Origin of the sequence: Microbacterium lacus (assembly GCF_039531105.1) — a bacterium.
Lineage (GTDB): Bacteria > Actinomycetota > Actinomycetes > Actinomycetales > Microbacteriaceae > Microbacterium > Microbacterium lacus.
In genome coordinates this window covers 93579-105531 of record NZ_BAAAPK010000002.1, presented here as the reverse complement: position 1 = coordinate 105531, position 11953 = coordinate 93579, and the positions used below count along the sequence as shown (strand labels likewise).

Annotated in this window: 13 protein-coding genes; 8 read left to right on the top strand and 5 right to left on the bottom strand. The window is 72.6% G+C overall.

The features are described 5' to 3' along the window. Positions 1-68: 68 nt before the first annotated feature. Positions 69-1553, top strand: coding sequence for a protoporphyrinogen/coproporphyrinogen oxidase (locus tag ABD197_RS15985; protein ID WP_344055974.1), 1485 nt, complete (start codon positions 69-71; stop codon positions 1551-1553). A gap of 6 nt (positions 1554-1559) precedes the next feature. Here ABD197_RS15985 and ABD197_RS15980 read toward each other — a convergent pair whose 3' ends face one another. Beyond that, positions 1560-1892, bottom strand: a complete 333-nt coding sequence (locus ABD197_RS15980) for a hypothetical protein (RefSeq protein ID WP_344055973.1) — start codon at positions 1890-1892, stop codon at positions 1560-1562. A 143-nt stretch (positions 1893-2035) separates the two neighbouring features. Here ABD197_RS15980 and ABD197_RS15975 point away from each other — a divergent pair, with 143 nt between their 5' ends. The 6 genes from ABD197_RS15975 to ABD197_RS15950 all read left to right on the top strand — a co-directional run bounded on the left by ABD197_RS15975 (position 2036) and on the right by ABD197_RS15950 (position 5841). Then, positions 2036-2434 carry a hypothetical protein gene (locus ABD197_RS15975; protein WP_344055972.1) on the top strand — a complete coding sequence of 133 codons (399 nt, stop codon included), beginning with the start codon at positions 2036-2038 and terminating at the stop codon, positions 2432-2434. Positions 2435-2436: 2 nt separating this feature from the next. Beyond that, a complete protein-coding gene (locus tag ABD197_RS15970) occupies positions 2437-2838 on the top strand; it encodes a phage holin family protein (RefSeq protein ID WP_344055971.1) in 402 nt (133 codons plus the stop codon). Next, a complete protein-coding gene (locus ABD197_RS15965) occupies positions 2828-3127 on the top strand; it encodes a hypothetical protein (RefSeq protein WP_344055970.1) in 300 nt (99 codons plus the stop codon). The genes ABD197_RS15970 and ABD197_RS15965 overlap by 11 nt, the downstream gene beginning before the upstream one ends. A gap of 181 nt (positions 3128-3308) precedes the next feature. Further along, on the top strand, positions 3309-4103 hold the full coding sequence (locus ABD197_RS15960) for a uroporphyrinogen-III synthase (RefSeq protein WP_344055969.1): 795 nt from the start codon (positions 3309-3311) through the stop codon (positions 4101-4103). Then, a complete protein-coding gene (gene cofD / locus ABD197_RS15955; RefSeq protein WP_344055968.1) occupies positions 4100-5092 on the top strand; it encodes a 2-phospho-L-lactate transferase in 993 nt (330 codons plus the stop codon). Before ABD197_RS15960 ends, cofD begins: the two co-directional genes overlap by 4 nt. 8 nt (positions 5093-5100) lie before the next feature. After that, positions 5101-5841: a sulfite exporter TauE/SafE family protein gene (locus tag ABD197_RS15950; RefSeq protein WP_344055967.1), complete on the top strand. Its 741-nt coding sequence runs from the start codon at positions 5101-5103 to the stop codon at positions 5839-5841. On the opposite strand, the gene cofC is transcribed toward ABD197_RS15950, so the two are convergent. From cofC to cofG, 4 genes are read right to left on the bottom strand one after another with little or no spacing between them, the layout of a single operon-like run. Beyond that, positions 5842-6474 (bottom strand): 2-phospho-L-lactate guanylyltransferase, encoded by a 633-nt coding sequence (gene cofC, locus ABD197_RS15945; protein ID WP_344055966.1) that lies wholly within the window; start codon positions 6472-6474, stop codon positions 5842-5844. After that, a complete protein-coding gene (gene fgd, locus ABD197_RS15940) occupies positions 6471-7490 on the bottom strand; it encodes a glucose-6-phosphate dehydrogenase (coenzyme-F420) (protein ID WP_344055965.1) in 1020 nt (339 codons plus the stop codon). The genes cofC and fgd overlap by 4 nt, the downstream gene beginning before the upstream one ends. After that, positions 7487-8995 (bottom strand): flavin-containing monooxygenase, encoded by a 1509-nt coding sequence (locus ABD197_RS15935; RefSeq protein ID WP_344055964.1) that lies wholly within the window; start codon positions 8993-8995, stop codon positions 7487-7489. The genes fgd and ABD197_RS15935 overlap by 4 nt, the downstream gene beginning before the upstream one ends. Then, positions 8992-11367 (bottom strand): 7,8-didemethyl-8-hydroxy-5-deazariboflavin synthase CofG, encoded by a 2376-nt coding sequence (cofG, locus tag ABD197_RS15930; protein WP_344055963.1) that lies wholly within the window; start codon positions 11365-11367, stop codon positions 8992-8994. The genes ABD197_RS15935 and cofG overlap by 4 nt, the downstream gene beginning before the upstream one ends. 104 nt (positions 11368-11471) lie before the next feature. On the opposite strand from cofG, the gene ABD197_RS15925 reads away from it, so the two are divergent. Then, positions 11472-11948, top strand: coding sequence for a hypothetical protein (locus ABD197_RS15925; RefSeq protein WP_344055962.1), 477 nt, complete (start codon positions 11472-11474; stop codon positions 11946-11948). Positions 11949-11953 lie beyond the last annotated feature (5 nt).

Here is an 11953-nt window from a genome sequence, read left to right as displayed (position 1 = left end):
GTGAACCCCACCGTCTCGACGTGCAGATGTCGTTTCACGGAGGAGAGGCCAGCGTCGAAGATAGAGGGGTGGATGCCGACACCTCAGCCCTGGACGACCTCGCCGCGCACGCGCACGACTCCCACGTCGTCGTGATCGGCGGCGGGATCGGCGGACTCGTCGCCGCGCTCGAATGCGCGAAGGTCGGCATCCGCGTCACGCTCCTCGAGGAGGACACGGCGCTCGGCGGCGCGATCCGCACGCACGAGCTCGCGGGTGTCCGCGTCGACCTGGGCGCCGAGGGGTGGGCCACCCGCGGCGGAGCCGTCCGCCGCCTCGTCGACGAGCTCGGTCTCGGCGGGGCCGTCGTGCCCACCGCCCCGCGCGCGGAGTGGATCGCGGGACTGCCGGACGGCGCCGCCCCGGTGCCGGGGGCGACGCTGCGCGGCATCCCGGAGAACCCGTGGGACGAGAGCGTCCGCCGCATCATCGGGTGGCGCGGAGCGTGGCGCGCCTACCTCGACCGCGTCCGGCCCCCGCTGACGATCGGGCAGGAGCGCAGCCTCGGGAAGCTCGTGCGCACCCGCATGGGCGAGGCCGTCCTGGAGCGGATCGTCGCGCCGTTGAGCGTCGGCGGGTTCGCGATCGACCCCGACGACGTCGACGTCGAAGCGGTCGTCCCGGGCCTGAACGCCGCCCTCACCCGCACGGGATCCCTCGCCGGTGCCGTGATGCAGCTGCGCGCCGACCGGGCGAGCGCTGCGAAGAAGGGCCGGCCCGCGGATGCCGGGCTCGAGAGCCTGGACGGGGGCATGAGCCGGCTCGTGGACGCCCTGGAGGAGCGGTTGCGCGCCCTCGAGGTGCGCATCGGCACGGGCACCCGGGTGCTCGGCGTGCAGCGCGCTGCCGGGCAGTGGATCATCGAGACCGACGCGGGAGAGGACGACGATCCCGTCGGGCCCGCCGACCAGATCGTGGTCGCCACGGGCGCCGCCGACGCGCACCGCCTCCTCGGCGCGCTCGTCCCGGAGCTCGCCGAGCCGGCCACGACCGAGCTCGAGGTCGTCACGCTCGTGGTCCGCTCGCCCGCCCTGACAGCTGCTCCGATCGCGACGGCGGTCTACTCGGTTCCGGGTCGCGAGGGTGCGGCATCCGTCACCGATTCGACCGCGCGCTGGCCGTGGATGCAGACCGGCCCCGACGTCCACGTGCTCAAGGTCTCGTTCGGCGGGCCCGGTACGCGTCCGGCGACGGCGGACCTCGATGACCGCGCCGCGGCCGCCCTCGCCCTCGCGCAGGTCTCGGCCGCGCGCGGCGTCGCACTGGACGGCGACGCGCTCCTGGCGTCGCATCGCGGGCGCTACCGCCAGCCCGACCCTGTCTCCGCGCTCGGGCACGCCGAGCGCACCGAGGCGGCGCGTTCGGCGATCCACGGGGTGGACGGACTCGCCGTCGTCGGCGCGTGGCTCGCGGGGACGGGGCTCGCGCAGGTCGTTCCGGATGCCGCGCACGAAGCGGAGCGCGTGCGGCGCACCGCGCTGTGGGGATCCCCGGACGAGCGACCCCTCACCTGACGCCGGTCAGGCCTCGCCGGGCCGGGGAAGCCGCACCGACCAGCCGACCCGCTCGAGCGCTTCGGCCAGCCGCGCGGCCGCTGCGGCCGCGTGCGCGGGTGAGACGTCCGAGCACACGTCGACGGCGAACGGCGGCGGATCGCCGAACTTCGGGATCTGCACCTCCGCCCACGCGTTCGGCTCGAGCGGCACCCGCGGGAAGGCCGTCTGTGCGTTCTCGACCGTGCTGTCGGCGACGAACGCGATGACGTCGAGGGCGTCGAGCTTGGCGATCGGCAGGTCGACGACGAGCATGGCCGAGAACGGCCCGCTCGCGGTGTCGCGCCCGTCGATGCTCACGCGTCCAGTCTGGCAAACGGCGAGACGCCCGGGGCCGCCGACCTATCACAGGGCCCTTCGGATGACCACCGGATGTCGGAATCGGCATACGGCGATAGCCTGGTCGCAGTCATCCAAGGATCCATCCACCGTGAGGAGACCCCATGAGGGGCAAAGTAGGGCTGGTCATCGGACTCGCCGCAGGCTACGTGCTCGGCACTCGCGCGGGTCGCGAGCGCTACGAGCAGATCAAGGCGCAGGCCGAGAAGGTCTGGAACCTCGATCCCGTGCAGGAACAGGTCACGAAGGTGAAGGAGTTCACCAAGTCCACGGCGATGGCGCTGCCGAGCACTCTCTGGGACAGCGCGGTCAAGGTCACGAAGGCGGCCACCTCGAAGGGCACGCCCGGCCAGAAGCTCGATTCGGCGATCAAGACCGGTCGCGCACAGGTCGACGATGTCAGCCGAGCCGCCGAGAAGAGCACGAAAGCGGTGAAGGACGCCGCCGACGACGCGTTCGACGACATCGCGAAGGCCGCAGGCGACTCCCGCAGCGGAGCCTGATCATGACGACTCCGCGGGGTTACCGCGACCGGAACGACGACAGCCTGTTCACCCTGATCGGCGAGATCCCGGAGCTCATCCGCAATCTCGTGATCGCCGAGGTCGACGCCGGCAAGGCGTGGGTGCGCCGGACGTCGAAAGACGCGGGCATCGGCGCGGCCTGGCTCGCCGTCGCGATCTTCCTCCTGTTCTGGGCGCTCGGCGTCATGGTCGCCTTCGCGATCATCGGCCTCGGCAGCTGGATGCCGTACTGGCTGTCCGCCCTCATCGTGCTCGTGTCGCTGCTGCTCGGGACGGCGCTGTTCGTGCTGCTCGGCATCCGGCGCTTCCGCAAGGTCGCGCGCTCGCAGAACCCGGTGCAATCCATCGTCCAGGACGTCCAGGAGGTGCGCGATGAGCTCTGACTCTCCCGTTCCCGTATCGCGCGCGACGGTCGCCGTGCCGCGCACCGCAGTCCCGATCGGCATCACCGACCCGGTCGAACAGGCCCGCGCCGAGCTGAAGGCCGCGCTCGCCGCGATCGAGGAGAAGGCCAACGTCCCCAAGCGGGTCGCGCTGGCCACGGATCGCGGTGTCGTGAAGGCCCGGGCGTTCTCGCGCAAGAATCCGGGTGCCGCGACGGCCGCGGTCGTGGCCGGAGCCGCGGCGGTCGGCCTGATCGTCTGGGCAGCCGTACGCCTCTACGCCCGCTGATCAGGCCCTTCGCGTCGTGCGCCGGCGCGGCCGACCACCGCCCGGAGTATGCTCGAACGGTCAGGCAGTGCAATGGTGCGAATGCTGCCGACGGCGTTGACCACAAGACCCGAGGTCTGAATTCGTCTGTCGGTTGCTCGATCTTGGGGCGGCTGACCGCGCACCACGAGAGCCCAACACCATGAACCACGTTCCACAGCAGCCCAAGCCCCTCGCGGGATGGCGCGTGCTGGTGCCGCGCGGGGGCCCGTGGGGCGACGGTGTCGCGGCGAGTCTGCGCAACCAGGGGGCCATTCCCGTCGTCGCGCCGCTCATCAACTTCGCGCCGACGAACGACCAGGAGTCGCTCGACCGGGCGCTCGCCGATCTCGAAGCCGGCGCGTTCGACTGGCTCACGGTGACCAGCGCCACCACCGTCGACGTCCTGTTCGCGCACCGGGCGTCGATCCCGGCCCAGACGAAGGTCGCCGCGGTGGGCGAGACGACCGCCGCCGCGCTCCAGGCGGTCGGGTATCGCGTCGATCTCGTCCCCGAGCGCGACAACTCCGCCGCGGGCATGGCCGAGCAGATGATCGCGATCGAGCCGGAGGCGCGCGACATCCTGACGCTCCGCAGCGAGATCGCCAAGCCTGTCCTGACCCGTCTCCTCGTCGAGGCCGGCCACCGCGTCCGCAGCGTCGTCGCCTATCGCACGGTGGGTGTCCCGGTGACCGAGCGCATCGGGCACGACGTCCGCAGCGGCCGCATCAACGCGATCCTCGTCACGAGCGGCTCGGTCGCCGAGCAGGTGCGCCTGCAGTTCCCCGAGATCCCCGATTCGACAGTCATCGCCGCGATCGGACCCCGCACTGCGAAGGACGCCCGTCGCGCCGGGCTCTCCGTGGACGTGATCGCCGCCACGCAGACCGTCGACGCCCTGATCGATGCGGTCGCCCGCTTCACCCTTCCGCACGCCGCGGACGAATTCGCGCCTTGACCCGCGTCGTCGTCCTCGCCGGCGGTGTCGGGGGCTCGCGGTTCTGCCTCGGCATGCGTGCCGCGCTGCAGGGGCGAGCGGATGCCGGGAGTGCAGCATCCGCCCCGTTCACGATCGTGGTGAACACCGGTGACGACCTGTGGCTGTCGGGCGTGCGCCTGCAGCCCGACGTGGACTCGATCGTGTACGCGCTCGCCGGCGTGAACGACACCGAGCGCGGGTGGGGCCGCGCGGGCGACAGCGAGCGGGTCAATCACGAGCTGCAGGCCTGGGGCGCCGGGTGGCCGTGGTTCACGCTCGGCGACCTGGACCTCGGCACGCACCTCGCCCGCACCGGGTGGCTGCGCGACGGACTCACCCCGACCGAGGTCGTCGCCCGCCTGTCGGCGCGCTGGCCGCTCGGAGCCCGGCTGCTGCCGATGACCGACGCCGAGGTCGACACGTACGTGACGGTCGCCGATCCCGGCGAGCGCACGATGCACTTCCAGGAGTGGTGGACCCGGCATCGGGCCGCGCTGGCGCCTGTGCGGTTCGAGAACCCCGGAATCGCCGCGGCGGTGCCGGCACCGGGCGTCGCCGAGGCGATCGCCGAGGCCGACGTCGTGGTCCTCGCGCCGTCGAATCCGGTCGTCTCGATCGGCCCGATCCTCGCCGTCCCCGGCATCCGCGAGGCGCTGCGGTCCACCGCCGCCCGCGTCGTCGGGGTCTCGCCGATCATCGGCGGCCGGGTGGTTCGCGGCATGGCGGACGTGTGCCTGACCGCGATCGGGGTCGAGACCTCCGCGTCCGCGGTCGCCGCGCACTACGGCGCGCGCGCCGCGGGCGGCGTTCTGGATGCGTGGCTCCTCGCCGAGGAGGACGCGGCCGACGCCGATGCGGTGCGGGGGCTCGGCATCCACCCCGTCGTCACGCCGCTCTGGATGCGCGATCTCCCCACGTCGGCGGCCCTCGCGGATGCCGCCCTCGCGGCCGCGCGCGCGACGAGCTGATCGAGCCGATGTTCGAGCTGACCTGGTTCGCGTGGGCGCTGCTCGGCGTCGCGGCGGTCGTGATCGGCCTCTCCAAGACCGCCGTCCCGGGAGCGGGGACCGTCGCGGTGGCGATCTTCGCGGCGATGCTCCCGGCGAAGCAGTCCACCGGGACGATCCTGCTGCTGCTGATCCTCGCCGACCTCTTCGCCGTCTTCACGTATCGGAAGCACACGAACTGGCGGGCACTGCTGCGCCTCGCGCCCGCCGTGGTCGCCGGCATCCTGCTCGGCGTCGTGTTCCTGTTCTTCGCCGATGACGTATGGGTGAAGAAGACGATCGGGGTCATCCTGCTCGTCGTGATCGCGATCACGCTGCTGCGCCGGCGCATGGGCGCGCAGGTGTCGGATGCCGGTCCGCACCGCGTCGCGGCGGCGACCTACGGCACGATCGGGGGGTTCACCACGATGGTCGCGAACGCCGCCGGACCGGTGATGTCGATGTACTTCCTCGCCGCGCGCTTCCCGGTGAAGGAGTTCCTCGGCACGGCCGCGTGGTTCTTCGCGATCGTGAACATCGGCAAGGTGCCCTTCTCGATCGGGCTCGGCCTGATCACGGTGCCGGGGCTCGTGGTCGACCTCGTGCTCGCCCCGCTCGTGATCGGCGGTGCCCTGTTCGGCCGCTGGCTCGCCGGTCGCCTGAATCAGACGGTGTTCGAACGGCTCGTGATCGCCTTCACGGTGATCGGCGCGGTCTACCTGCTGATCTGATCATCGGCCCGACAGCACCCGGGCGGTGCGGGGACCGAGGCCGAGGGTCATCGCGTCCAGCAGCTGGTCGGCGGTGTCGACGTCGCGGCGGAGCGTCGAGGTCTCGTCGACGTCCAGGGGCGTGCATCCGAGGCCGACGTGGCGCACGAAGGACCCTTCGCCGAACGACGAGCGGAACGGGACGCCGGCCGCTGCCGTCACGAGGGTGGTCCCGGTGCCCTCCTCATCGGCGACGACGGCGCGGGGTACCGCCGAGGAGTCGCGGAGGGCCGTCGCGAGATCCTCGGCGCGCAGGGCGGGGAGGTCTCCGAGAAGCGCGGCGCGCGGCATCCCCTCTCCGGCCGCGGCCGCTCCCGCGGCGACCGCCGCATCGATGCCGCGCAGCGCTCCGTTCCCCTCCGGCACGAACCGCAGGCCGGGGATGTCGAAGGCGAGCGCCGGGAGGGCGCCGTCATCGGTCACGACGAACACCTGCGCGACCTCGGAGCAGGACGCTGCGGCCGCGATCGTGTCCAGCGCGATCGCGCGCGCGAGGGTGACCCGGTCGACATCGGCCAGACGCAGGCGGGACTTGCCGACCGCGCCGGGCTTGACCGGGATGACGACCGCCCAGCCGGAGCCGGGCCCGGTCACTCCCCGAACCGCGCCCGCAGCCGCGGAAGCACCTCGGTGCCGTACATCCGGAGGAACTCCTCCTGGTCGTGCCCCGGGTCGTGGAAGACCAGGTGACGGAAGCCCAGGTCGACGTACTGCGCGATGCGCTCGACGTGCTCCTCGGGGTCGGTCGAGACGATGAAGCGCGACGCGGCGCGCTCGATCGGCAGCTCCGCCGCGCGGCGCTGCATCTCGATCGGGTCGTGGATCCCCATCTTCTCCTCCGCCGACAGCGCGAGCGGGGCCCAGAAGCGGGTCTTCTCCAGCGCCACCTCCGGGTCGGGGTGCAGCGAGACCTTCACCTCGATCAGCGTGTCGACCGCGCCCTCCTCGCGCCCGGCCTTCTGCAGGCCCTCCGCGAGTGCCGGCAGCAGCGTGTCGGTGTACAGCGCCGGGTCCTTTCCGCTCGTCGTGATGTAGCCGTCCGCGATGCGTCCGGCGAGACGGGTCGCGGCGGGGCCGGAGGCGCCGATGTAGATCGGCACCTTCTGGTCCGCGGGCGGGCGGTCGTAGATCGTCGCGTCGTGCGTGGAGTAGTAGGTGCCGTCGAACGTGACCCGCTCCTCGGCCCACAGCTTCTCGATCAGGCCGATCGACTCCTTGAGACGCTGGAAGCGCTCCGGCGGGTCGGGCCAGTCCAGTCCGAGGGTCACTTCGTTCAGGGCCTCGCCGGTGCCGACGCCCAGGATGATCCGGCCCGGGTACATCACGCCGAGCGTCGCGAACGCCTGGGCGACGACGCCCGGGTGATAGCGGAACGTCGGGGTCAGCACCGAGGTGCCCAGCACGATGCGCGACGTCCGCGCACCGACCGCCCCCATCCACGGGATCGCCGCGGGGGCGTGCCCGCCGTCGTGCATCCACGGCTGCAGGTGGTCGGAGACGAACACCGAGTCGAAGCCGACCTCTTCGGCCAGCACGGCGAAATCGGCGAGCTCGTTGGGTCCGAACTGCTCGGCGGAAGCCTTGTAGCCCAGACGCAGGGGGAAGGTCATGATGCTCCTCTCGGCGCGCCCGATGCGGGGGCGTGCACCTCTCGGGGGTCGGCGGTGATGAATTCGGAGCCGTCGGCGCGCGCGAGCCGGGCGCGGAACGCGTCGACGGTGCCCGGCCACAGCAGGGTGAGGCGACCGGAGCGGTCGTCGACGTACCAGTTGCGGCATCCGCCGGTCATCCACCGCGTGGACGCCGCCGCCTCGGCGATCTCGGCGGTGTACGTCCGCTCGGCTGCGGGGTCCACGTGCAGGGTGCGTCCCGCGCGCCCGTCCAGTACCCGGCTGACGTAGGCCGCCTGCTCCTCGATCATCAGGACCGACGACGAATGGCCGAGCGAGGCGTTCGGGCCGTTGAGGACGAACATGTTGGGGAACCCGGCCACGACGGTGGAGGCGAAGGAGGTCATCCCCTCCGACCAGTGGGCCGCGAGCGTCCGGCCGCCCGTCCCGCGCACGAGGTCTGCGTACGGCTGGCGGGTCGAAGCGAACCCCGTCGCGAGCACGAGTGCATCGACGTCGTGCCGGGAGCCGTCCGAAGCGACCAGCGTCGACCCCTCGACGGCGGACAGCGCTCCCCGCACGAGTGTCACGGCGTCCGATGCCACTGCCGGATAGAAGTCATCCGAGAGCAGCACGCGCTTGCAGCCGAATGCGTAGTCGGGTGTGAGCGCGGCGCGCAGCGCGGGGTCGGCGACCTGCCGTTCGAGGTGCGCGCGTGCCACGGCCTCGGCCTCGGCCGCGGCTGCGGAGTCGCCGGAGCGAGAGGCGAAGCGCGCCTCGCCCTCGGCGTAGAGGTCGGCCCTCAGCGCTTCGAGCGCCTGCGGGGTGGCAGCGAACCGTGCGCGATCGGCGTCCGAGTAGGAATCGCCGCCGCGCGGCACGATCCACGCCGGGGTGCGTTGGAGGAGCGTGACATGCGCCGCCGTGCGGGCGAGCTCGGGCAGGATCTGGATCGCACTGGCACCCGTGCCCACGAGAGCCACGCGCGCGTCGGCGAGATCGGCCGTGTGATCCCAGCGGGCCGAGTGGAAGAGGGGTCCGGGGAAGCTCTCGAGCCCGTCCACGTGCGGGATCGACGGCTCGGTGAGGCGCCCGCACGCGAGGACGAGGACGTCGGCGGTGAACGACTCCTGCGCGCCACCGGTGCGGATCCGCCAGAGCGATGCCTCGGCATCCCAGCGGGCGTCGAGCACCGGCGTCTGCAGGCGGAGGCGCTCGCCGAGGTGCTCGCGCTCGGCCACGTCCTCCAGGTAGCGGCGGATCTCGGGGCCGGTCGCGAAGACCTCGGACCAGTCCGGGTTCGGGTGCGCGGCGAATCCGTACAGGTGCGACGGCACGTCGCACGCGACGCCCGGATACGTGTTGTCGCGCCAGGTGCCGCCGACCGAGGCGCCGCGCTCGAGGAGGACGAAGTCCTCGCGACCGGCGCGGCGCAGCGCGATCGCCATGCCGAGACCGGCGAAGCCCGCCCCGACGATCGCGACCTCGACCCGGGTGGCGGTCATCGCAGCCCCGGTTCGCGGTAGTCGGTCGTGCGCACGCGGAACGGGCGGAACATGCCGGCGGCCAGGCGGGCGGCATCCGCCACCGGCAGTTCGAGCCCGTGCTCGATGCCCGCTTCGGGCAGCACGCGGCCGTCCAGCAGCGTGCCGCCGAGGTCGTCGCCGCCGGAGCGCAGCAGCGTGGTCGCAACGTCACGCCCGACGCGCGTCCACGGGATCTGGACGTGCGGGATGCTGCCGCTCAGCAGCAGGCGCGACACGGCGACCATCGCGCGGTGCTCGTCCAACGCGGAGCGGCCGGCGACGAGCGGTGTGCCGCCGAACGGACCGGGCAGCGGAATCGGGACGAACTCGGTGAATCCGCGCGTCTCCTCCTGGATCCCGCGCAGGCGCCGCAGGTGCGCGATGCGCTCCTCGGCGCTCTCGACGTGTCCGTAGAACAGGACGCTCGTCGAGCGGAAGCCCGCCCGGTGGGCGGCCGTGACGCCCTCGACCCAGCGGTCGATCTCGAGGTCCGTCGGCGCGATCAGGGCGCGGACGCGCTCGCTCAGGACCTTGACGCCCGTCCCCGGGACGGTGTTCACCCCGGCCTCGCGCAGGGCGTCCAGAGCGCCCGCCAGACCCAGGCCGCCGCGGTCGGCGAGGTCGCGCACGTCCTGCGGGCGGTAGGCGTGGAGGTGGATGCCGGGGACGGCGTCGCGGATCGCGCGGGCGATCTGCAGGTAGGCCGCCGGGTCCTCGGTGTCGGGGAGGAGGCCCTGCACGCAGATCTCGGTGGCACCGAGGTCTGCGGCATCCGTCGCGATCGCCGCGACGTCGTCGAGTCCGAACGTGCCGGGTTCGCCCGTCGGAGTGCTGCGGAAGCCGCTGGAGGTCAGGTTGCGGTTGACCACGAGCGTCACCGCCTCGCCGACGGTGTAGCGCCGCACGTCATCGGCCGTGGCGGTCAACGCGTCGAGCTCGGCGCCCGTCGCACCGAGCAGCCGCGCCCATTCCTCGTCGTCCAGGCCGAGCGGGTCGGCCGCCGCGCGCTCCGCGTCCCGGCTCCCGCGACTGCTCCCGCGAGAGGGCACAAATGTACGCGACACGCCGGGAGAACCGGTCGTTTCTGCCCTCTCGCGAGCGGCAGGGGCGGCCAGACCCGTCGCGGGGTCGGCGACGGCGGCGACCGCGGGGTGCAGGGCCTCGTCGATCCAGGTCTGCGCGCCGAGCACGAACTCCGGCTGCGCGGTCAGCCGCTCGCGCAGCGCGAACCCGAGCTCGGCGGTCCGCGCCTCGAGGTCGGACAGGTGCGGCCAGGGCCGCTCGGGGTTCACATGATCGGCCGTGAGCGGCGAGACGCCGCCCCAGTCATCGGCTCCGGCGCGGACGAGGAGCGCGAACTCGGCGGGATCCGACAGGTTCGGCGGCACCTGCACGCGCATGCGGGGACCCAGGACGAGCCGGGCGACCGCGACCGCGGCGACATACTCCCGCACGGAGGCGTCGGGGGCGGACTGCATCGCGGTGCGGGGCTTCGCGCGGAAGTTCTGCACGATCACCTCCTGCACATGCCCCTGCCCTTGGACGGCATGACGCTCGTGCGCGTCGCGGATCGCGACGAGCGATTCGGCGCGGTCGCGGAGGGTCTCGCCGATGCCGACCAGGATGCCGGTCGTGAACGGCACGCGCTCCCGTCCGGCGTCCTCGATCACGGCGAGCCGCACGTCGGGGTCCTTGTCCGGCGAGCCGAAGTGCACCTGGCCCGGCTCCTCGTACAGCCGACGCGACGTCGTCTCGAGCATCATGCCCATCGACGGCGCGGTGGGGCGCAGCATCCGCAGCTCGTCCCGCGTCATGACACCGGGGTTGAGGTGGGCGAGCAAGCCGGTCTCGGCCGTGATGAGCCGCGCCATCGCGCCGACGTAATCCAGCGTCGAGGCGTACCCGTGCTCGTCGAGCCAGGCGCGGGCCTCGGGCCACCGGTCCTCGGGCCGGTCGCCGAGGGTGAGGAGGGCCTCCTTGCATCCGAGCGCCGCGCCCTGCCGGGCGACCGTGAGCACCTGCTCCGCCGACATGTACGTGGGCTTGTGCAGCTTCTGCAGCTGCGCGGGCGTGTCCACGAAGATGCAGTAGTGGCAGCGGTCGCGGCACAGCGTCGTGAGGGGGATGAAGACCTTGCGCGAGTAGGTGATCACGCCGGGCCGATCGGATGCCGCCAGCCCGGCGTCGCGGACGGACCCGGCGATCTGCAGCAGGCGCTCGAACTCCGCGCCCCCCGCGCCGAGGAGCGCTTCGGCGTCATCGGCGGTCAGGGCGATTCCCGCGGAGGCTCGGTCGAGGGCGGCGCGGACCTGGGAGCGGTCTGCGGCTCGCGCGGGTTCGAGCAAGGTCACCGGTCCAGTCTTGCACCGCGCGCCGTCGACGGGCTCCGCGATCGTTGCCGGTCCGTAAGCAAAACCCTCTGTGAGCGCCGGGAGCCGCTGGCAGACTAGAGGCCATGGTGACGCTCCTGCTCGACTCGACGCAGCTCGAGATCGTGCTGTCGGGCGCTGAGAAGGCACTCTCATTCCGCCGTGGGAATGTGCGGATCGACCGCTCCACCATCGCGAAGGTGCAGCTCACCGACGACGCGTGGACGTGGCTGCGAGGCGTGCCCAGCCCCGGAACGCACGTCCGCGGCGTCATCGCGATGGGCACGTGGCGCTCTGCGGGCGGCGACGACTTCGCGATCATCCGCCGGCACCGGCCGAGCGTGGTGATCGACCTGAGCGGCGGCGCCGAGTATCAGCGCATCATCCTGACGACGCGCCACGGACTCGCGCTCGTGCAGGCGCTCAACCTCGACGTGGGCGACGGTGCGCCGACCGACGTGGTCGACATCGCGACCGGCACGATCCCGGTGCTGCCCGAGCCCGAGAGCGGCGTGGCCGCACCGGCGAAGAAGCGCCGGCCGCGGGCTGCGCCCGCGCTCTGATCCGG

Bases quoted from the DNA above. Each gene is read 5' to 3' on its own strand.
- ABD197_RS15975 (WP_344055972.1), top strand. From the start codon at position 2,036: ATGAGGGGCAAAGTAGGGCTGGTCATCGGACTCGCCGCAGGCTACGTG.
- ABD197_RS15935 (WP_344055964.1), bottom strand. From the start codon at position 8,995: ATGACCGCCACCCGGGTCGAGGTCGCGATCGTCGGGGCGGGCTTCGCC.
- ABD197_RS15970 (WP_344055971.1), top strand. From the start codon at position 2,437: ATGACGACTCCGCGGGGTTACCGCGACCGGAACGACGACAGCCTGTTC.
- ABD197_RS15950 (WP_344055967.1), top strand. From the start codon at position 5,101: ATGTTCGAGCTGACCTGGTTCGCGTGGGCGCTGCTCGGCGTCGCGGCG.
- ABD197_RS15960 (WP_344055969.1), top strand. From the start codon at position 3,309: ATGAACCACGTTCCACAGCAGCCCAAGCCCCTCGCGGGATGGCGCGTG.
- ABD197_RS15965 (WP_344055970.1), top strand. From the start codon at position 2,828: ATGAGCTCTGACTCTCCCGTTCCCGTATCGCGCGCGACGGTCGCCGTG.
- fgd (WP_344055965.1), bottom strand. From the start codon at position 7,490: ATGACCTTCCCCCTGCGTCTGGGCTACAAGGCTTCCGCCGAGCAGTTC.
- ABD197_RS15925 (WP_344055962.1), top strand. From the start codon at position 11,472: ATGGTGACGCTCCTGCTCGACTCGACGCAGCTCGAGATCGTGCTGTCG.